At 47.5% G+C, this 21,078-nt stretch carries 14 protein-coding genes; all 14 read right to left on the reverse strand.

The annotated features are described in order from the left end of the window. Positions 1-77: 77 nt before the first annotated feature. Positions 78-1,706 (reverse strand): sodium/sugar symporter, encoded by a 1,629-nt coding sequence (locus LZZ85_RS03000; RefSeq protein WP_237868454.1) that lies wholly within the window; start codon positions 1,704-1,706, stop codon positions 78-80. Positions 1,707-1,739: 33 nt separating this feature from the next. Continuing rightward, entirely contained in the window at positions 1,740-2,822 is a 1,083-nt protein-coding gene (locus tag LZZ85_RS03005; protein WP_237868455.1) for a LacI family DNA-binding transcriptional regulator, read from the reverse strand. A gap of 218 nt (positions 2,823-3,040) precedes the next feature. Then, positions 3,041-4,066: an inositol 2-dehydrogenase gene (iolG, locus tag LZZ85_RS03010; RefSeq protein WP_237868456.1), complete on the reverse strand. Its 1,026-nt coding sequence runs from the start codon at positions 4,064-4,066 to the stop codon at positions 3,041-3,043. A 117-nt stretch (positions 4,067-4,183) separates the two neighbouring features. After that, positions 4,184-5,098, reverse strand: coding sequence for a TIM barrel protein (locus tag LZZ85_RS03015; protein WP_237868457.1), 915 nt, complete (start codon positions 5,096-5,098; stop codon positions 4,184-4,186). A 3-nt stretch (positions 5,099-5,101) separates the two neighbouring features. Then, positions 5,102-6,574, reverse strand: coding sequence for a CoA-acylating methylmalonate-semialdehyde dehydrogenase (locus LZZ85_RS03020; RefSeq protein ID WP_237868458.1), 1,473 nt, complete (start codon positions 6,572-6,574; stop codon positions 5,102-5,104). 16 nt (positions 6,575-6,590) lie between these two features. Further along, positions 6,591-8,456: a 3D-(3,5/4)-trihydroxycyclohexane-1,2-dione acylhydrolase (decyclizing) gene (gene iolD / locus LZZ85_RS03025; RefSeq protein ID WP_237868459.1), complete on the reverse strand. Its 1,866-nt coding sequence runs from the start codon at positions 8,454-8,456 to the stop codon at positions 6,591-6,593. A gap of 11 nt (positions 8,457-8,467) precedes the next feature. Then, the gene (gene iolC / locus LZZ85_RS03030) at positions 8,468-9,514 is read right to left on the reverse strand and encodes a 5-dehydro-2-deoxygluconokinase (protein WP_237868460.1); all 1,047 of its coding nucleotides are present in this window, start codon (positions 9,512-9,514) and stop codon (positions 8,468-8,470) included. A 6-nt stretch (positions 9,515-9,520) separates the two neighbouring features. Then, positions 9,521-10,399 carry a 5-deoxy-glucuronate isomerase gene (iolB, locus tag LZZ85_RS03035; RefSeq protein ID WP_237868461.1) on the reverse strand — a complete coding sequence of 293 codons (879 nt, stop codon included), beginning with the start codon at positions 10,397-10,399 and terminating at the stop codon, positions 9,521-9,523. A gap of 1 nt (position 10,400) precedes the next feature. Further along, positions 10,401-11,363, reverse strand: coding sequence for a class II fructose-bisphosphate aldolase (locus tag LZZ85_RS03040; protein ID WP_237868462.1), 963 nt, complete (start codon positions 11,361-11,363; stop codon positions 10,401-10,403). A 6-nt stretch (positions 11,364-11,369) separates the two neighbouring features. After that, positions 11,370-12,722: a glycoside hydrolase family 88/105 protein gene (locus LZZ85_RS03045; protein WP_237868463.1), complete on the reverse strand. Its 1,353-nt coding sequence runs from the start codon at positions 12,720-12,722 to the stop codon at positions 11,370-11,372. Positions 12,723-12,734: 12 nt separating this feature from the next. Beyond that, entirely contained in the window at positions 12,735-14,006 is a 1,272-nt protein-coding gene (locus LZZ85_RS03050; RefSeq protein ID WP_237868464.1) for a DUF4861 domain-containing protein, read from the reverse strand. 45 nt (positions 14,007-14,051) lie between these two features. Continuing rightward, the gene (locus LZZ85_RS03055; protein ID WP_237868465.1) at positions 14,052-15,893 is read right to left on the reverse strand and encodes a glycoside hydrolase family 88 protein; all 1,842 of its coding nucleotides are present in this window, start codon (positions 15,891-15,893) and stop codon (positions 14,052-14,054) included. Positions 15,894-15,952: 59 nt separating this feature from the next. Beyond that, entirely contained in the window at positions 15,953-17,569 is a 1,617-nt protein-coding gene (locus LZZ85_RS03060) for a RagB/SusD family nutrient uptake outer membrane protein (protein ID WP_237868466.1), read from the reverse strand. Positions 17,570-17,598: 29 nt separating this feature from the next. Then, the gene (locus LZZ85_RS03065; protein ID WP_237868467.1) at positions 17,599-20,556 is read right to left on the reverse strand and encodes a SusC/RagA family TonB-linked outer membrane protein; all 2,958 of its coding nucleotides are present in this window, start codon (positions 20,554-20,556) and stop codon (positions 17,599-17,601) included. Between the last annotated feature and the right edge of the window lie 522 nt (positions 20,557-21,078).

A 21,078-nucleotide genomic window follows, 5' to 3' on the forward strand; every position in this document is an offset into this window, starting at 1 on the left:
CCGCAAAGGACGCAGAAAATCAATCCTCCGCGTCCTTTGCGGTTCTTTGCGCTCTCTGCGTTGCTATTACGCCAGTCTTACCAGAAGACAGTATACAACGCTGTCAGTATCCCGCAAATAAGAATTGACGCCACCACAAACCCCCTCGATACCCTGAACATAGACGGATCCACTTCAATCTCATCCGGTGTTCCCTTCGGTTTAGGTTTCGCCAGACTCACTATTACCATGATCAACACTGTCAGCAGGAATGTAATACCCATCCTGTCCAGGAATGGATAATCCGGGAAAGCCCCATTCGTCCACCCCGGCAAAAACTTCAACACGGTTGAGATAGGTATCGTAAGCAGCGCTCCCGCCATTGCTGCGCGCGCTGTAGTCTTCTTCCAGTAAAGCCCCAGCAGGAAGATCGCCAGCACGCCGGGGGAAATAAATCCAACGTATTCCTGGATGAATTGATAAGCCTGGTCGAGACTTTTCAACGCTGGTGTAACGATCGCTGCGATCAGCATCGAAACGATCACAGCCCATCTTCCGATCCGCACCAGTTTCTTTTCAGATGCATCCTTATCGATAAACTTCCTGTAAATATCCAGAGAGAAGATCGTTGAAATGCTGTTGGCTTTACCTGCCAGTGAGGCAACGATCGCGGCCGTCAGTGCTGCAAATGCAACGCCTTTAAGGCCGGCAGGCAAGAGATTCATTAGTGTTGGGTATGCATGGTCAGGCTTAACGGAACCAACTGCATCTGTCATTTCTTTCTGGAAAAGCCCTTTGCTGTGCAATACATACATTGCAATGCCGGGTAATACGGCGATAACAGGGATCAGTAACTTTAGGAATGCGGCAAACAGGATGCCCTTCCTGGCGGTTTTCAGATCTGCTCCTAATGTTCGCTGAACGATGTACTGGTTACAGCCCCAATATGCCAGGTTGTTTACCAGCATCCCGCCGATCAAAACGGAGATCCCCGGAAGTTTATCGTAATGCGGATTTGACTTGTCAAAGATCATATGGAAATGACCCGGCGCTTCCTTGCGCAAAAGCTTTAATCCTTCAAGAATGTTTTTGCCATAACCAAAATTTTCCGAAAGAAGCGTGAGGGCAAGATAAGTAGTGATAAGCCCTCCAATGATCAGCACGATCACCTGAACAACATCCGTATATCCGATCACTTTCATACCACCTAGTGTAACGATGATGGAGAATACGGTCAGTCCGACAATACAGGCCTCAAAACTTATTCCTGAAATGGAAGAAATAGCGATAGCGCCGAGATAGATGATCGAGGTGAGATTTACGAAAACATACACCAGCAACCAGAAGATGGCCATGATCGTGCTCACGGAATCATTGTACCGCGTTGCCAGGAATTGCGGCATGGTAAAGATCTTATTCTTCAGATATACCGGGATGATAAATATCGCAACAATGATCAGCGTAGCGGCAGACATCCATTCGTAGGTAGAGATCGCAAGTCCAAGCGCAAAACCGGACCCGCTCATCCCGATAAAATGTTCTGCGGAAATGTTGGATGCGATCAGTGATGCTCCTATCGCCCACCAGGTCAGCGATCCTTCCGCCAGGAAGAACTCCTTTGCACCCTGGGTCGTTTTTTTCTTCCGGTAAATATAGTATCCGTATAAAGAGATACCGATGATGTAGATATAGAAGACAAGATAGTCTGCAAATTGTAATGTTTCCAAGAACAATCGTTTTTATAATGAAAGTGGCTTGTTTTATTTTGCCGTTCTTTTTTTGCTTTTTACACCCGCCGTGTCTGCTTGTTTTACTTCCGGTGCAACTTTGACCGGCGTTGATTCGCGCACGATCAGGTTTGGCTGCAACACAGATCTTACCTGTGAGAGTTCTTTCTTTTCAACCTGATCCAGCAGGATCTTCAATGCATTTTTTCCTATCGCCCTGATTGGCTGGGAGATCACTGTTATAGAGGGAGATGCCAGCCGGAAATGGTCGTTGTCGTCAAAACAGATCACAGCAATTTCTTCACCGACTTTCTTTTTCAGGTTTTTCAGGCTTTCCAGTCCTGGTATACCCAAATTATTCGAGGTGAATAGCACCGCATCGATATCAGCATTTGATGCAATGAATGACTCTATTTCTTTGACAGCTTTCTGTGCTGAATATTTGAAGGGGATCTTTTTTACGTACTCCGGTACAAATGGGATCTTGTGTTTCCGCAAGGCTGTTTTGTATCCTTCAAAACGTTCCTGTATCTGGATCTGTTCAGAATCATTGGTCACGATCGCGATCTTCGAATAACCCTGTTTCGCCAGATGGGTTACGCTGTCGAATGTGCCTTTGTAGTTGTCAAGCGTTACGTAACTGGCAGGAGAGGTCTGGAAAAAGCGGTCGACCAGTACCAGTGGTTTTTTTTCCTGCACCAGCTGATTGATCTCCGGTAACATGCTTGCAGTTGGCGCGATCATATAGCCGTCCATTTGTTTGTTCAGTAACGAACCCAGTACATTCCTCGATTTTCCTTCATCGTTTTCACTGCTGCAGAACATTACGGTGTAACCAAACTTATCTGCTTCTTCTTCCACAGTTTTTGCCAGGTGGCTAAAGAAGAAGTTCGAAATATCATCTACGATCAGGCCAAGGGTGTAGGTCTTTCCTGTACGAAGACTTTTCGCCTGCTGATTGGGCCTGTAATTCAATTCGGCGGCTACGTCCATGATCTTTTTGATCACAGACTCACTGATCTTTCTTTCCGCTCCATTTCCATTTAATACAATGGAAACGGTGGTGATAGAAACCCCCGATTTTTTTGCAATGTCTTTGATCGAAACCTTTTTCATAATCATACTCCAGGTTAAGTAGCTTGCTTTTGCTTTCGATTATCGGACCTTCTTTTGGTGGATCCGGCGTAGTCTCCCGCAGATCACCGCGGATCAGGGAAGATCCGCAGATGCATTCCTGCTTTTTGAAACCTATCAGCGTTTCTGCACGCTGATCCGCGGGAAACTACGCCAGGCAGCTCTGCACTCTTTACTGGCCGAACGTTCAAATGTAGCTATTATCCGGTCAATACGCTCTTCCTTTTGATTTCTTCAAGTCTGACCGGACCGCCGGTTTCCATAGAGAGTTTGGCGGCTGCGGCGATCATGGTTGCCTGGATCGCGTCTGTACCGGTTGCCGGCATATGGGTGCCGTTGGTCAGTGCATCAATGAACAGCTCCATTTCTTTGAGATAGGAACGGCTGTACCGGTCCATGAAGAAGTCAAGCGGCAATGCCTGGTGAATGCCTGATTCATTATACAGCACATTCCGGTTATGGAGATTGTTCTCCACCTGTATCATTCCCCCACTGCCGAAGATCTCCAGGCGCTGATCATACCCATAAACAGCTTTGCGGCTGTTGTCAATGATGGCATAGCTGCCGTCTTCGAATGTAAGAGTGGTGATCGCCGTATCGATATCGCCTGCATCCGCCACTGCCGGATCGATCACCACTAATCCTTTTGCAAAAACTTCTACTACTTCTTTTTTCATGATGTAACGGGCCATGTCGAAATCGTGTATAGCCATATCCATAAATAATCCACCGGAATTACGGATGTAGTCGATAGGAGGAAGGCCCGGATCACGGCTGGTGATCTTCACGATCTGTACGTCTCCGATCTTTCCTTCCCTTACAGACTGGTAGGCCTGCATGAAGTCCGGATCAAAACGTCGGTTGAATCCGATCATCAGTTTGACATTTCCTTTTGCCATCGCCGTTAATGCTTCTGTTCTTTCCAGCGAAAGATCCATTGGCTTCTCGCAAAAAATATGTTTCTTCTGCCTGATAGCTTCTTCGATCAGTTCAGCATGAGAGCTGGTTGGCGTACAGATCAGCACAGCATCCACATCACTGCGGCAGATCACTTCGTACGGATCAGTGGAAAAGAATACCTGTTTGTTTTGTTGGGCAAATGCTCCGCCGCCAAGCGGATCAGCCACAGCCGTAACAGTTGCCATCGGAAAGTATTGCGCGATATTCCGGAAATGGATCTTTCCGATCCGACCCAAACCGAGAAGGGCTATGTTGAGTTTTTTCATTTGCAAAGTTTTTTAAATTAAAAATGAAAAAGTAAAAATTAAAAACTTCCATCTTGGGTTCTCCTTACATCGCAGGAAGTCGTCCGTTTTTTTAATTTTTAATTTTGACTTTTTACTTTATAATCCTATTGATTTAAGATACCGTCTATTCTGCTCCGCACATTTTGCCGGTTCTCCCATGCCCGGTAGTACATCCTGTTCCACGACGATCCATCCTTTATATTTTTTATCACGAAGCAGATCGCGGATGGCTTTAAAGCTGACTACGCCTTTGCCGAGTTCGCAAAAAACACCTTGTTTAACGGAGCGGAAATAATCCCAGTTATTGGCGGCGCCGATCATGGCAACTTCAGGAGAAAAGTCTTTGAAGTGAACATGCCAGATCCTGTCCCAGTGTTTGGTCATGAACTCTACGGGGTCTTTACCCCCGCCAAATTGAAAGTGACCAGTATCGAAACACAAACCGATCAATGATGGGTCAGTTACGGAAAGAAATGCTTCGATCTCCCAGGGTGTTTCGATGTACCCTGCGCAGTGATGGTGGAATACCGTGCGCATTCCATAATGGTCTTTCACTGCACTGGCAATTTTTTCAGCGCCACGTCCGAAGGTTTTCATACTGTCTTCGGCAAGGCTATGTTTTTGTTTGATACGGCCTGCGTTATTTGTCCGGAAATCGATATTCCCATTGTTATCGGCGAGCACGATGAAAGCATCGCTGTATCCTGCAGCATGCATCAATCCTGCTGTTCTTAACGCTGCTTCGATACCTGCGTCGTGAGCGGATTCATAAGCCAGTGCTACCGGAACAAAAGCGCCTAACAGTTCGAGTCTTCGGCTTTCGATCTCTGATCTCAATGATCCAGGATCAGTAGGCATAAAGCCCCAGTCGCCAAGCTCAGTGCCGGAGTAACCTGTTTGTGCAATTTCATCCAGCACCTGTTCATATCCCATAGACTTGCCTTCCAGTTCGAATTCCAGCACTCCCCAGGAGCAGGGTGCATTTGCGATTTGTATGGTTGATGTATTCATTGGTTAAAATTTACGTGACCATTCTTTCGGCCAGCGTTCGACAACTACTTTGGTTTGTGTGAAGAATTCAACGGCATGTTTTCCCTGTCCATGGAGATCGCCAAAGAAACTTTCCTTCCATCCGCTAAAAGGAAATTGCGCCATCGGTGCGGCGACGCCGATATTGATACCGATGTTTCCAGCCATTGCCTGGTTGCGGAACTTGCGGGCGTTGGATCCGCTGGAAGTAAATACGCAGGCCATATTGCCATAGGTTCCGTTGTTGATAAAGGCGATCGCGTCTTCGACTGTCTTCATGTGCAGTAAACTCATAACAGGACCGAAGATCTCTGTATGCAGCAACTCTCCGCCGATCGGCAGATCCTCGATGATCGTTGGCCGGAGGAAATTCCCTTTCCCGTAATTCTTCACTGATGTTTCCCTGCCATCCAGCAAAACAGATCCCCCTTCTGAAATGCCTTTGCCGATAAGCGTTTCGATCCTCGATTTGCTTTCCCTGCTGATCACAGGCCCCATTTCCACTCCCTCATCCAAACCATATCCTATGGAACGGTTTTTCGCGGAGGCATACAGCGCATCCCTGATCTGCTTGTTGTCATCCACGGTTATCACTACTGATGCTGCAAGACATCTCTGGCCGGCACAGCCGTATACGCTGTCGGTAATGATCTGTGAGCTCATTTCTATGTCAGCATCCGGTAGCACTACAACAGGGTTTTTTGCGCCACCCTGTGCCTGAACGCGTTTGCCATTGGCTGTTCCGCGCGAATAGATGTATTTCGCCACGGGAGTGCTGCCCACAAAACTGATGGATCTGATCAGCGGATGATCAAGGATGGCATCCACCGTTTCTTTTCCGCCATGTACAAGACTGATGAGGCCGGGAGGAAGATCCAGTTGATCGATCAGTTCAAAGATCTTCATCATGGTCAACGGTACCTTTTCCGAAGGTTTAACGATCATGCTGTTCCCGCAGGCAATTGCATAGGGGAGGAACCAGAAGCAGATCATCGCGGGGAAATTGAACGGCGCAATACAGGCCGTTACCCCTAATGGCTGGCGCACCATATACTCATCAATACCGGTGGCTATGTTTTCGAGGTATTCGCTTTGCATCAGCATCGGCGCGCCGGCAGCAACTTCCACGTTCTCGATCGCACGTTGCATTTCACCATTTGCTTCTGCAAGTGTTTTGCCTGATTCCATAGTGATCAGCCTGGCGATCTCTGCACTATGCTGCTCCAGTAGTTGTTTTAGTTTGAATAAAGGCTGGATACGTTTTAATACCGGAACGTCTTTCCACTGCAGATATGCTGCATGCGCTGCGGCTGCAGCTTTTTCCACTTCTGCTGCAGCTGTTTTGCCGGCAGGAACTTTCGCAAGGATATCGCCGGTGGCCGGATTCAGTACGTTGCTTGTTTCGCCTGAAGGGCCATCCGTCCACTTCCCATTGATATAGTTTTTTAATAACTCCATTATACTGAGTTTTTATTTAAAGATGATAGCGTTGTTTTTTACGATTGCTGACGAGTTTCTGATAGCTCTGTTTAACTGATGCTGAACTGGATGTTTCCGCCACAGGTACGTCCCACCAGGCGTATCCTCCCACGCGTTCGTTACGGTCTGTTTCGATATAGATCAAGGTCGTGCGGTCAATGGTTTTTGCCTCTGCTAATGCATGGTTGAAGTCGTCCAGTGTTTTTGTGCGAAGCACGATTGCGCCGAGACTTTGCGCATTTGTAGCCAGGTCTACCGGTAAATGTTTTCCGTTCAGCTGCCCGCTATTTTTATTGCGGTATTTATAATGAGTTCCAAATCCATTTGTACCTAATGACTGGGAGAGCCCACCGATGCTTGCATACCCGTTGTTATTGATCAGGACGATCGTGAGCTTATATCCTTCCTGAACAGAAGTGATGATCTCCTGGGCCATCATCAGGTAACTTCCGTCACCCACCATGACGTACACTTCGCGTGACGGGTCGCTCATCTTTACGCCAAGGCCGCCGGCGATCTCATAACCCATACACGAATAACCATATTCAAGATGGAATCCTTTGCTGTCCCGGGTTTGCCAGAGCTTATGCAGGTCGCCGGGCAGACTGCCTGCTGCGCAAAGAACCACATCTTTGGGAGATGAGAATCGGTTAACCGCACCGATGATCGATCCCTGTGTTGGCAGGCTGTTTGTTTTCTTATTGTAGATATCGTTGACGGTCCTGTTCCATTCTGCATTGCCCCGCTTGATCGCGGTTGCGTATTTAAGCGGAACTTTATAATTGACCAGAAGGCGATCTAGTTCGTTGATGCATTCTTTCGCATCTCCCAGTACAGGTATGGCGCCTTGTTTGAATGCATCGATACTGGCAACATTGATATTGACGAATTGAACATCTTTATGCAGAAAGCCTCCCTGCGAGACAGTGGTGAAGTCGCTATACCTTGTTCCGATCCCGATCACTACATCTGCTTTCGCACATGCCTCAATGGCGGCTGGTGTGCCCGTTACGCCGGCTGCACCAAGATTTTGCAGCTCGTCAAAGGCGAGACTGCCCTTTCCCGCATAGGTTTCAACGACAGGGATGCCTGTTCTGTTGACAAGCCGTTGCAGTTCCCGTGTTGCGGCGCTGTATATCACGCCACCTCCAGCTATGATCACCGGAGTTTTTGCACGACGTATGATCTCGGCTGCTTCCTGTATTGTTTTTTTATCGGCCCTCATTCTGGCAATACGCCAGATCTTCTTTTCAAAGAATGACACCGGGAAATCAAATGCTTCGGCTTGTACATCCTGTGGCAAACAGATCGTGACAGCTCCGGTTTCAGCAGGACAGGCGAGGATACGCATGGCCTGCATCATGGCAGAGATCAGTTGCTCCGGCCGGTTTATCCGATCCCAGTATTTTGAAACGGTTTTGAAACAATCATTCACAGATGCATCTTTTGAATAGTTGTACTCAAGCTGCTGCAGCACCGGATCAACGTTGCGACTTGCGAATATGTCACCTGGTAATAAGAGAACCGGCAGTCGATTGATCGTTGCAGTTGCGGCGCCTGTTACCATATTTGTTGCGCCCGGACCAATAGAAGTAGTACAGGCGAATGCACCAAGCCTGTTCTTCATTTTCGCGTAAGCGATGGCTGTATGCACCATGGCCTGTTCATTTCTCGCCTGGTAATATTTAAAAGAGGGATATTGGAACAGTGCCTGTCCGACTCCTCCGACATTTCCATGCCCGAAGATGCCAAAGCATCCGGCGAAGAAGGGAGCTTCAATCCCGTCCCGCTCTATGTATTGTTGTTGCAGGAATTGGATCAATGCCTGCGCAGTAGTAAGACGTTTTGTTTTGCCTGCCATAGTTGTTCTTTTCAATGGTGTTGGATCGTTTCTTTTTCATTTCCCATGAGTCCTCCGCGGCTGTCTACAAAAGCCATCAGTTCATCATAGTATGGCATATCATTGGCGCAACCCGGTTTTTGTACAACCCATGCGCCGCAGGCATTGCCCAGCCTGCATGATTTATACAGGTCCCAGCCCCGCAGGTATCCGAATATGAAACCGCTGGCGAATGCATCACCTGCTCCGAGGATATTCAGGATTTCCACAGGAAAACCAGGCACATCTTTTTTCCACCCGTCTTTATGATAGATGCTGGCGCCTTTGGCTCCGCGTTTTACGATCAGGATCTCCGGGCCGGCATGAATGATCTTTTGGATAGACTCCTCAATATCTCCTTTGATCTGCGGTGCTGAGATCTGCTGGTGTTCGATGCTCACCTGGCTGGCACTTTCCAGCGTGGCGGCAAGGATCTCTTCTTCAGTGCCGATAGCGATCTTAACTTTTGGCAGAAGCGCTCTTACCATCAGGCCGAAGGAGCGGACATCTTTCCATTGATCAGCGCGGAAATCAATATCCAGTACTACTTCCGTATTATTTTCAATCGCCTGTTCAACGGCATAGAAGACAGCGCTGCGGCTGGGTTCGATATTCAATGCAGTAGCGGATATTTCCAGGATGCGATAGTCGCCAACATGAGCGGCAATCACATCGTCAATGGTGACCTGGCTGTCTGCCGCATTATCGCGATAGAACACCAGCGGGAACCTGTCCGGCGGTTCGATCCCCAACACCACAGCGCTCGAACGGGCTGCTTTTATTTTTGCGATGGTGTCTGTGTTTACGTTTTGTTTCTTCAGGAAATTGAGGATGAATTCACCGATCTTATCATCGCCCACACCGGTGATCAGGGACACACTTGCGCCCAGCCGGCTTGCGCCTACGGCAATGTTGAGGGGAGATCCGCCTACAAATGCATCGAAACCTTTTATCTCGATGAAGTCCGCTCCGATATTCTGCGAATAAAGATCGATGGAAGAGCGGCCGAATGTAACGAGGTCGAATTTTTTGTTTGCCATGTTTTATCAGTTATTCATTGAAGAATTCACCATTGGTATTCTTGGGTCGGTTCCTTTCCAGGATCCGAAGATCCAGCTGTGATCGGGGTCGGGAGTATTCGCGAGCGACTGGTCACTTCCTGCCAGGAAATTGAGATAGTAGCAGTGATAGCCGTGTGCGGCAGTTACGGGATGATAGCCCTTCGGTACAAGTACGAGATCATTTGTTCTTACCTGCATCAATTCATTCAGCGATCCGTCACTTGTGTATACCTGCTGAATTGCATAACCCTGTTCCTTGTCGATCTTATAGAAATAAACTTCTTCGAGATTTGATTCAGTCAGGTTGCCGTTCTTATCCGTTTTTCTTTCATCATGCTTATGGGCCGGGAAGGAGCTCCAGTTGCCCGACGGCGTGTATACTTCCACGGCAATGATGCGGCTGCATCCGAATCCGGGTTCAACAAGACTGTTGATCTGGCGGGTGGCATTATCGCCACCGCGGATCTCGATCGCGGCTTCCTCGGGACGTTTGAAGCGGGCCGGGAAGTCTTCATGGGCAAGACACCATCCCGCAGCAATATCAAGCACTTCACTTTCGGCTGTGATCTTAAATGAAGTATGCCTCGGTAAATAAAGGCTGTGCGCAATTCCTTCAAAAACACTTTTTCTTCCATTCACTGTCTGCCAGTTGCCTTTGTCTGTAAACACCCTGTAGTTTCCGCTGAGAAGAATAAAAGCATATTCATTGTCGCCGGTATTTCCTTCCCAGGTTTCATCTTTCTTCATTAATCGTGCTTCGAAGTGCAGATGATTCCATCCCGCATCAACAGGACTGATACGATGATAAATACCATTGCTCCTGAGCGGGTGTTTTACCAGTTTATATATTTTAGGTATAGACATTTTATTGTTGTTTATAATGCTGATTATCGGATCTGATAGAAGAGGATTTTCCGCTGCTGCCAAGAATGTCAAATCTTCCGATCATAAAATCTTTATATGCTTCCATGTATTTTTTTCCGGGAATGATGGGGTCGAACAGGTCTGGTTGCTGTACGAAGAATTCACGGTGGACTCTTGTCCATAACAGTCTCAGATCGGTTGCGATATTTACCTTGCAGATTCCATAGCGGATGGCTTTTTGTAATTCCTCGTCTGTCACACCGCTTGCATTTTCTTTTAGTTTGCCCCCGTTGCTGTTGATGGAGGAGATATCCGAGGGATTAACAGAAGAACTGCCATGCAGTACCAATGGAAAACCGGGCAATTGCTCCTGGATCTTTTCCAGCACCTGGAATTGTAAACCCTGTCTGCCGCTGAATTTGTAGGCGCCATGACTGGTGCCTACTGCTACTGCCAGGCTATTACATGCGCTTCGCTCTACGAATTCACGCGCCTGTTTTGGGTCGGTGTATCGTGCGTGGGCTTCGTCCACAGACAGATCATCTTCCACTCCGCTTAATACTCCCAATTCCGATTCGACGAAGATGTGATGCTTATGTGCGGTATCGGTAACTGCTTTAGTTCGTTTGATATTGGTCTCAAAGTCATCGTGCGAGGCGTCGATCATCACGGATGAATAACCCTGCTTGATGGCGCTGAATGCATGTTTCTCTGTGCCATGATCGAGATGAACAGAATAAACAACCTCCGGATAAATGGCAGCAGCTGCTTCGATCATTGCGTTCAGCATGAGCGGGTTTGCGTAATTGCGTGCCACTGGTGTCAGCTGAACAATAATGGGAGAGTCGGCCTCCTGGGCTGCGCTGAATAATCCATGCACCTGTTCCATGGTGAACACGTTCACTGCGGCGATAGCGTACTCGCTATAGCAGTCGTCAAATAATATTTTAGGAGAAACACGCATGGTTATTTATTTAGGGAACTGAATGGCGCTATCGTTCAACTCGTATTTGTTTGTCTCCAGTAGTTTGTACATCTCAGCACCTGCAAGCAATACAGGGCCATAGCTGTGTGCGGCAAATTTGTTTACCGGGCGGTGATAATAGAATGCCGGATCGAATCCCATGCCTGTGCCTACGCAAGTGCCTTCTACCTGTCCCGCCTCATTCACTTTTGTTGACACGGCATTCCATGCGAGGAGCAACATCGGTCCGTAGGCTTTTTTATCGATCCACCCGCGGTTGATCGCGCGGGCGATGGAGTAGGTGTAAATGGCTGTGCAGGATGTTTCGAGATAAGAATCATTCCTGTCAAGCAATTGGTGCCAGAATCCTGTTCCGTCCTGTAATGCGGCGAGGCCTTTGATATGTGCACGCAGTAATTCAAGGATTGAATTTCTTCCCGGATGATTGACCGGTAATACCTCCAATAGTTCAACGATCGTCATTAGTGCCCATCCGTTTGCGCGGCCCCAGTGAAACTCAGGATGAGGGTTCATGTCCTGCACCCATCCATGAATAAAAAGTCCTTTTTGTTTATTGAACATTCTGCCGGAGAAGGCAAGTACCTGCTTCACGGCTTCGTCGTAATATTTTGTTTGACTGGTGAACTTACCCATTTGTGCAAGTGCAGGTACGCTCATGAACAGATCATCCAGCCAGAGTGTGTTGGCGAAAGGGCGGTTCCTGGCCAATGTTCCGTCTTTGAAACGGTATTCTTTGGTCATGATGTAATTGATGTAATTGTCGATCATTGATCGCAGATCTGCTTTTACGCCAGCATTGATCGATTTGATCATGGCGGCACACATGGCGCCTGCGTCATCCAGGGCGTGTGGGTGAATGACGGATTGTACAGGAGAAACAAGCCCCGCATTCATTTTTGATTGCTCTCTGTAGTAGGGTACAATATCGGCGATCAGTTGAAGGCGTTTCGCGGTGTAGTCACTGAATTTACTGTCACCGGTCACCTGTGCCGCAAGCAGCATGCCTGCGTAAGTAACGCCCCACTCATAGCTAATGAGCCTGTAGTCTCCTTTTTCAAAAATGGCATTGGTACCGGGATTTTTACGGTCCGTTATTTCTGTATTTGTTTCTTTGTTGACCAGTCTCGCGGGTGTTGTTTCATCCAGGTATTTATGTACTCTATCAAGTACTACTTTAATATCTGCCGGAGTGGTCTTTCCATATTGCGTGGGGTAATCCGGTTGCAGCATATGCAAAGGCGTGTTCCCGTCCTTCAGGTTTTTGTCGGAAGCGGATTGCGCCTGAATGAGAGTTGCGGCAAGCATTGCGGTAATTGTATGAAGTAGTTTTGTTTTCATTTCTCCCATCGTTTAGTTAACCGTGATCTTTAGTACTGCGTCAATTTGCCTGGCGAGGTTGGATACATAGTTCCTGAAATAGGCTGGATCTCTAAATCCAGGGTCGCTCAGTTCCCATGCTGCTACAGCATAGTAGGTGAGGGGTTGGTTGTTTTTTATGTTCATTTTCGCCAGGAAAGTATTGGATAACTTCCCCTGTTTTGGTGCTTCAAAGAATCCGGCGTATTGTTCTTTCGGGACGATCAGCGCCATGCCCATATACCAGGTCTTGTTGATCGATTGCTGGTCATGCGTTAATAATACGATCCACCTATCATTGATAGGGATCTCTTCAGCGGCTTTCATAGTGTTTGAATTGACCAGTCCGATCAGTAAGGTGTCGGTCGATTGTATTGCCTGCAGGTTAACGGTGTTTTGAAATGCGTACATACCTGGCCAGATACTGGTTGTTGTTTTTACCCGGTAATTTCTTTCGAGAGGCTTCCAGTTGCGGTAATCGAATTCAAGGATCGAACGGATCTTACCATTCGAAATGATATTGCAGATCGTGGAGTCTACATTGTTCAGCGAATCCTGTTCGGTTACACCAAGTCTTGTCAGGCTGTCTCCTGCTTTAAGAGAAATGCCGCCAATGCCCACAGAATTTCCCACACCGAGAATATCCATTCCCCATTCCTTCATTTCGCTGTAGTTGTTTTCTGTGTACCCGTCTTTCCCAATGCCAATACTGTCGGATGTGATATAGGATACTTTCTTTCCGTAAACGTCGATCGAGTTTCTTCCGTCGAGATAAATGCGGAACCCTACTTTGTCATTCTCCCAGGTCGGGCCATCGGTTTGGTAGTGCTGGTAGCCGATCACACCGGGAAGCTGATCGGCGTAGAATGTGTCGCTCAAAGCTGGTTTAACAATACTATTTTCTGTTTGTCTTACGCCAAAGCGGATATGGGCTTTGGGTGTTGTTTTTACAGGAACCTCTGTCCATGCTAAGGTGAACTGTCTTTCTTCACCGGCTTTAAAGTCTGCCACAAAGAATAGTTCATCCCAGTTCCCATCACCGTCAAGGTCATCCAGCTGTGATGGGATCGTATCTCCATTATTTGTCGTGATCAATGGAAAGCCGGACGGATTGCCCGGCAACTGGCTTCTTAGCACGATCACTGGTTTACTTTTCAAGTATTCCGTTGAAGTGTTGTTGACATTGATCGTATTGTTACTGCCGCTGCTGCTTTTGCATGCAGCAGCCAGTACCATCAGGCATAGAGGTATCAGTCTCCTGTTCATAGCGATGTTTCAGAAGTTAATCGAGTCAGTCTTTATAGTGGTTTGTTAACTCAGTTTCAGCGTATGTTTGAAGGGGGTGTTTCCTGTGAGATAAACGTACATTCCTTTAGTTCTCAGGCTGCCAAAATGTGTACTGTATCGTTCTCCTTCGAGGCCGCGTACTGCTCTGACACTTCCCGTGCCGGGTCCAAATGTGATCTTGTCATTGCCGAATTCGTAACTGCCTTCTCCAGTGGTGAGAAAACTGTTTGGCTCTCCCGGTGTATTTGCTGTATTCCTTCCATAATTGCTTTCGTAAGGAGAGGCATTCTGGTTTTCCGGTGCTGTGGTGACACCGGAGAGTTTGCCACCTTCGTTAAAGCAAAGTTCAATGGTTACGCTAACGCCTTCCGGCCCTGTTACTTCAAAGTCGAGTTGAACGGCTCCGTTATTTTCAGTCAGGGTTACTTTTGATTCCAATGATTTTACATTGCTGACAGGGCGATTGGAGAAGTCCATCTTATTCCAGAAGCGATCGTCGATGCTAGGTGATAGTTTGTAGTCGCCATCTTTCTTCCGTTTGTCTTTTGGCAACGGCTGATAATACGGCGCGGTAAGTTTTCGGTACAATACATATTTGTTTCCCTCTTTTTTCATCCCGTCGCTATAGAAATATCCCATGCTGAAGAACGAAGAAGACAGGCGCATGTATTTGAGGATTGCTTTTCCCTTTCTGTATGCAAAGAAATTCGGACTATTGGATCTGCCGGAAGCAATGATCGTCGGAAGATCGCATCCGCCAAAAAGTGTTACTGTTGTATCGTTGCGGCGTATGCGTAAGAGGCTTGAAGTGGTGAATAGCTTCTCGAAATTAACCGGTAATTCTGTAGCCTTTGGCAGTTGCTGTTGCAGTACAGGATTTTCGAGGAAGTCATAGATCCTGTTATTGATAATGTCTTTATCAAAGCCTGGCAGTGTTTCGATGAATTTGGCAACTGCGGCAAACATTCCATTGTTTTGTTTGATCGCGAGATAACGGTAATGCAGATAAAACGCCATGATGCTTTTGGATGACCATTGATCCTGGCGGCGTGAGTCGTTCACGGTCAGGTCTCCGTTCGGATCCATGTAATAGTAAGCCATGTCGAGATTTTTTCTGGCATAGTCGAACATGGCGGGTCTGTTCAGTAAACGGCCGAGTGTGATCATGGAATTGTTTTCAACATCCGCATAATTCTGGCTTCTTTCCGGATAGTGGCCGTCCTTATCCTGGAACACGCCTTCTCCCAGCCAGTCTTCGATGCGGGTGAGATATCTTTTATCGGGATACAGTTCATTCAATCTTGCGAGTACCTGGCAAACGACCCAACGGTGATTCGGCGTGTGCACGCCTCCATGGATCAGTGCTTCGCCAACTTTCTGCGAGAACTTTTTGATCTGGCCATTGATCTCTTTCATTGACGCGGAATTGTCTTTTTGCAGGATGTAGGCGCCACAGGTCAGTGATTCCATCAGGAAGGCAGTATCCGGTGGTGACTCCAGGTTGCCTGCATTCAGCGTTCCATCCTCGGATTGATGTTCAAGCAGTGTGTTGGTCAGCTTTTGCAGATGGTCGACTACTTTGGCATCATGATAATATTTGGAGCCGGGTGATGCGAAGGCTGATGCAATGAACGCGAAATCCTGACCCAGTGCGCGGCCGGCACCAACACGCCCTGCCTGCAGAATGGTTCCTACTCTGGTGTCGTTGGCTGCGACGAGGCTGTCCATGAAAGCGGTATCCACGTCGCCACCCTGACCGGTTGACTGCGCGAAAGAAAGCAGCGGACTTCCGAATTGGGCAAGTGCGACCAAAGCGCTTGCCTTCATTGATGTTTTAAGGAATTCGTTTCTGTTTATATTTTTCATAAATGATTTATTTCAAAAGTTTCAGGATAATTCAGCGGTAGCAGCCTGGTGGCCGTCTATCATTGATAGCCGGGGTTTTGGATAAGCATTGGGTTTAATACAAAAGCGTTTGTTGGAATGGGGAAGATACGGCGGTATGTTTCATTGTTTGTTTTGAAGCCCCATGCGCCTTCAAATTTGCCAAAGCGGATCATGTCATTTCTGTGCCATGTTTCGTGAACAAATTCGCGCGCTCTTTCTGTATAAATATAGTCGAGATTAACAGTTGCAAGCGGTGCGGATGTTGAACGCTCTGCACGTAACATATTTGCCAGAGACAGCGCTGTGTGGCCGAGCGTGGCTGTCCCGCCGCGCAGGATCGATTCCGCTTTCATCAACAGGATGTCGGAGTAGCGGAAGATCGGCATGTCATTGTTCTGGTTGCGTGAGATCGATGTACTGTCAGGGTAAAATTTATTACAGCGATAGCCCATATTCCAGCCGATCTCATCATTGCCAACGTCAAACGTAGCAGCGTTCAGGCGAAGTACGATGTTCGGTGTGAGGTTCACATGATAGGCGTATGCCGCTGAGCCATCGGATCCGGTATAAGTGAAGTCGTAACCTTTTTTTGTAGTGTTGACGATGATCGGCTGACCTGCATGGTTGTATTGCAGCCCTGTCAGCCACATTCCGTTCCGCACATCGCCAGGGTCGTTAAAGTGTGCGTAAAATTCAGGCAAGGTGCTTTCAGGTCCTTCGGGTGTATAGGGGAGGGAGTACTTGGTTCTCATTGAACGGGGAACATCATATCTCGCGCGATACATCATGCCGTTTGTTCCAGGAGAAGGAAGTGCTGTCGGGTCAAACGGAATGGCGAAAATGAATTCCTTCATCTGCGGACCATTGTTCGGATAGAACATCCGCAGGTAAGAACTTCTTGGCTCAAGTGCATATCTGCCGGATTGAATGATGCTATCGCAGGCGATAATAGCATCGTTGTAGCGCGCAGTTCCGGTGTAATATTCTGCATTTAGATACATTTTGGCAAGAAGGGCAAATGCTGTGTATCTGTTGGCCCGGCCGTAAGTGGTGACACCCGCCGCAGGGTTGAGATAGGGTAATGCGGCTTTTACTTCGCTTTCTATGAAGTTGAATACTTCTGCCCGTGGCACGTTAGCTCTTGGTTTGAAATCTCCATAAAGTGTGTCAAGCGGCAGATTCCCGAAGAGATCCATCATCATATAATATCCCATTGCTCTCATTGTTCTCAGCTCGCTGATATTTGAGTTCTTCGAGGCGCCTTCAGGCATGGTTTGTCTGAGAATAGAAATCGCCTGGTTGCTCGTTCCGATAAGCCGGGAAAGGTAGTTCCAGCAAGTGCTGGTGAAACCATGGTCGCGGTTCCAGTCGTGATAATGGAGCATCCGGTAGTTCTGGTTGTCATACCAGTTGCCACCGCGTGCAGGCATGATCGCTTCATCACTGCTGAGTGATTGTTCGAACCAATAGGCTACGCCGAAGTCAGAACGCAGTGCTGTATAAACCGGCCCGATCGCCTGGGTGTATTGAGCATCATTCTGAGGGAATACGTTTGGAGTAAGCTCCGTGGTGATCGGGACATCGATCTTATGGCAGGAGCTCAGGACGCTGATCAACAGTACCGGTGTGAGCAAGTATCTTATGATTCTTTTCATATACATGAATTTGAATTCAGTTAATAGTTTTAGAAGGTTACGTTAACGCCAAGCAATATGGTCCGTGTGCGCGGATAGAAATTGTTGTTGTCGTAACCCGGAGCAAGACCTCCCTGGCTGATCTCCGGATCAATACCTGTATAATTGGTGATCACAAACAGGTTATTGCCGGATACATATGCGCGGATATTGCGGATATGCGGCCCAAGGTTGCGGAAGGTGTAAGCGAGAGTGGCATTGTCCAGGCGGACATAATTGCCGCTTTCAATAAAACGGGAAGAATACCTGAACACGTTTACATCGTTAACAGATTCTGCAGCCGCGTCTTTCAGGATATTGCTGTACTGTGCGGTGCTTGGGCGGAACAGGTCTGCACGCGTTGCATTGAAGATCTTATTGCCAAAACAACCACGGAAGAAGAAGTTCAGATCGATGTTGCCATAACTGAATGAGTTCGACCAGCCGGCCAGCAATTTTGGCTGCGGGCTGCCGAGGTATTTGTAATCGCTGCCGATCAGGGGTGTCAGCGTCAGCACGCCTTTATTATCGTAATACTGGGACACACCATTTGCGTTTTTACCTGCATAGTCGAGTGTGAAGAACTGTCCTACAGGTTTGCCGGATTTAAGGATCTGGATACTGCTTCCTGTTTGTCCCTGTCCGTTTGGTGAAGTGATCCTGACTGAATCTCCTCCCGCAAACAGTGGGTTTGTAAGGCTCGTGATCTCGTTGCGGTTATGCGCAAGGTTGATGCTGGTGTTCCATTTGAACTTGCTTGTGCTTACGGGAGTAGCTGTCAATGTAAGTTCAATTCCCTTATTGTTCATGCTACCGCCATTTGCAGTGATACGGCCGGTTGGGATCAGGGCGGGATTTACATTGTATCCGTAGATCATCCCTGTTGTGTTTTTGTCATACACTTCAAGAGAACCGGAGATCTTACCTTTGAGTAAGGCGAAATCGAGACCGATATTGGTCATGCTTGTTCTTTCCCATTCCAGCTCAGGATTATCTGCCTGAGTTGGCCCATATGCCGCCGTTTGCGTACCATTACTATAGAATGTGCCAAGACTGCCGGACATGATCTGTGCGGTATAGGCATTGAATCCAGTTGAGTTACCTGTTACGCCATAGCTTGCGCGTAATTTCAGGTCAGAGAACAGTGTTTGATTCTTCATGAAATCTTCCTGGATGATCCTCCAGGATGCGCCGACAGAAGGGAAGTAGCCCCACTGGTTATTCGCACCGAATACAGAGCTTCCATCACGGCGAACCGAAGCCTGAAGAAGATACTTGTTCCTGAAGTTATAGTTCACCCGCGCAAAATCCGAGATCAGGCGAACTTCCTGGTAAATGCCATCAGCGCCGAAGTCGACACGGAAAGGCCCGATCGCATAAGGATTACTTAAAGCAAGGTTGTTATATCCGATATTGTCTACAGGGAAATTAGTACTGGTTGTCTGAAAGCCTTCGCCAATAATGCTTTCCTGCCAGGAGTAACCGAGAACGGCATTCAGGCTGTGTTCTCCGAAACGTTTATTCCAGGTCAGAAATGTTTCAAGCGTTTTGACCGTGTTCTGATAAGAATTTCTTAATGCCAGGCCATTGGTGCCGAAGTTGGCAAGGGCACTGTATTTGGAGAAATACGCATTGTAATATTCGCCGAGCAGGCGGTTGGAATTCTGATAGGAGATATTTACATCGTAAGTCAGGTCAAATGGAAGTTTCACGTTCGTATTGAAGCTTCCGATCAGCGTGTTTGTTTTCAATTTTGACTGGCTTTGCTCCATCATTGCTACAGGATTGTAAGAGTTCACTGTAGCAAAGTTTTCAAAATAAGTCCCATCTGCATTTTTGACCGGGGATACAGGAAGGTATCGGATCATTTGTGTGAGAACGGTATTGAGATAAGGCACATTGTTCGCAACGCTGTTAGAGTTGCTTACCATCAGGCTGAATTTTACTTTATCGTTGATGGCCATCTGATCAAGTGCGAGACGGACGATCACGCGGTCGAGATCGCTGAAACGCATGATACCTTCTTTTTTTGCATAGTTGATGCTTGCGCTGTAGACTGTTTTTTCGGTACCGCCGCTAATAGAGAGGTTGTGGTTGTGCGATGTTGCGGAAGATTGCTGCACTTCTTTCTGCCAGTCTGTAAATGCGCCTTTATCATCTGCCGGCGTGAAAGCCTGGCCGTTTGCTGTGAGCAGGCCACGGAGTTCGTCGGAGTTCATCATCTCCAGTCTTTTTGCTACTTTCTCAAAGCCGACATATCCCGCATAAGAGACAGTTGCCTGGCCTTTCCTTCCTTTTTTCGTCGTTACCATGATCACTCCATTGGCTGCCCGGTTACCGTAGATCGCTGTTGCCGCAGCGTCTTTCAATACATCAAACGTGGCAATATCGTCCGGGGCGAGAATGGAAATATCTGCGCCCGGTATTCCATCGATGACGTAGAAGGGCGACTGTGAACTGTTCAGCGTGGAAGCGCCCCGGAGGATCACGGCAGCGGGTGCGTTCGGGTTGCCGCTGGCGGTAATGTTCAGACCGGCTACTTTGCCCTGTAACAATTGTGCGGGATCAACGATCGCACCACGGTTGAATTCGTCCGGTTTAACGGTCGTGATGGCGCTCGTTAATTGTTTCCTGTTTTGATTACCATAGCCGATCACGACTACATCACTGAGTGTGGTAGTCGTATCTGTAAGGGATATATTGACAACCGTTCGATCGCCAACATTGATCTCTTCCGTCCGATAGTTTACTGAGGTAAACACCAGTATTGAACCGGTGGGTAAGGAGATGGCATAATTCCCCTGATCATTAGTGACCGTGGCATTGCCTGTTCCTTTTTGCGTAACGGTTACACCGGGTACGACCGTACCATTGGTGGCGGTTACTCTTCCTGTAACGGCGCGTTGCTGTGCAGAGGCGCCCATGAACAGGAAGCTCATTAGCAGTAGAAAGGTGATTTTACTTTTCATATGACAATCGTCAGTTTGGATGAAAGATGTGTTTTGCCGCGCAAAGCGATCAAACAATCAGATGACAGGTGCAGGCAGCCGCAGGCGCACGCGCACGCATGATCGTGACCCGAAGTGCATTAAAGGAAGCAATCTGAATTTTTACAGGAAGGCTAAGGTTGTTACGATAGAGGTACTGGCACAGATCTGCCTGGCAATACGTAAGCTATTGCTGAATATACGATGAAGTAAAATAGGACGGTGCTAAGAAAATGCCGGGGGACTGTTGTCTTGCTGCTGATAGCGGATCAGTGAGCACATGGCCGGACTGCAGCCACGCGCATAATGGAAGAATTGTGTAGGCATAAACAATCGTTTTGGAATTATTTCTTATGGCAATTAAACGTTTTAGTATAACGTTTTACTTGATGAAAGTACAGCCTTTTTTTTAATAACCAAATTTTTTATAATTTTTTTTCCGGGCTTAATGGATTATTCATGTTAGGTAAAAAATGACTTGAATGATCAGGCCATTGTTTTTTG

The organism is Terrimonas ginsenosidimutans, assembly GCF_022012415.1.
Classification (GTDB): domain Bacteria; phylum Bacteroidota; class Bacteroidia; order Chitinophagales; family Chitinophagaceae; genus Terrimonas_A; species Terrimonas_A ginsenosidimutans.

What these genes read in the sequence shown, in the direction of transcription:
- LZZ85_RS03005 (WP_237868455.1), bottom strand. Translation starts at nt 2,822, where the DNA reads ATGAAAAAGGTTTCGATCAAAGACATTGCAAAAAAATCGGGGGTTTCT.
- iolG (WP_237868456.1), bottom strand. Translation starts at nt 4,066, where the DNA reads ATGAAAAAACTCAACATAGCCCTTCTCGGTTTGGGTCGGATCGGAAAG.
- LZZ85_RS03015 (WP_237868457.1), bottom strand. Translation starts at nt 5,098, where the DNA reads ATGAATACATCAACCATACAAATCGCAAATGCACCCTGCTCCTGGGGA.
- LZZ85_RS03020 (WP_237868458.1), bottom strand. Translation starts at nt 6,574, where the DNA reads ATGGAGTTATTAAAAAACTATATCAATGGGAAGTGGACGGATGGCCCT.
- iolD (WP_237868459.1), bottom strand. Translation starts at nt 8,456, where the DNA reads ATGGCAGGCAAAACAAAACGTCTTACTACTGCGCAGGCATTGATCCAA.
- iolC (WP_237868460.1), bottom strand. Translation starts at nt 9,514, where the DNA reads ATGGCAAACAAAAAATTCGACCTCGTTACATTCGGCCGCTCTTCCATC.
- iolB (WP_237868461.1), bottom strand. Translation starts at nt 10,399, where the DNA reads ATGTCTATACCTAAAATATATAAACTGGTAAAACACCCGCTCAGGAGC.
- LZZ85_RS03040 (WP_237868462.1), bottom strand. Translation starts at nt 11,363, where the DNA reads ATGCGTGTTTCTCCTAAAATATTATTTGACGACTGCTATAGCGAGTAC.
- LZZ85_RS03045 (WP_237868463.1), bottom strand. Translation starts at nt 12,722, where the DNA reads ATGAAAACAAAACTACTTCATACAATTACCGCAATGCTTGCCGCAACT.
- LZZ85_RS03050 (WP_237868464.1), bottom strand. Translation starts at nt 14,006, where the DNA reads ATGAACAGGAGACTGATACCTCTATGCCTGATGGTACTGGCTGCTGCA.
- LZZ85_RS03055 (WP_237868465.1), bottom strand. Translation starts at nt 15,893, where the DNA reads ATGAAAAATATAAACAGAAACGAATTCCTTAAAACATCAATGAAGGCA.
- LZZ85_RS03060 (WP_237868466.1), bottom strand. Translation starts at nt 17,569, where the DNA reads ATGAAAAGAATCATAAGATACTTGCTCACACCGGTACTGTTGATCAGC.
- LZZ85_RS03065 (WP_237868467.1), bottom strand. Translation starts at nt 20,556, where the DNA reads ATGAAAAGTAAAATCACCTTTCTACTGCTAATGAGCTTCCTGTTCATG.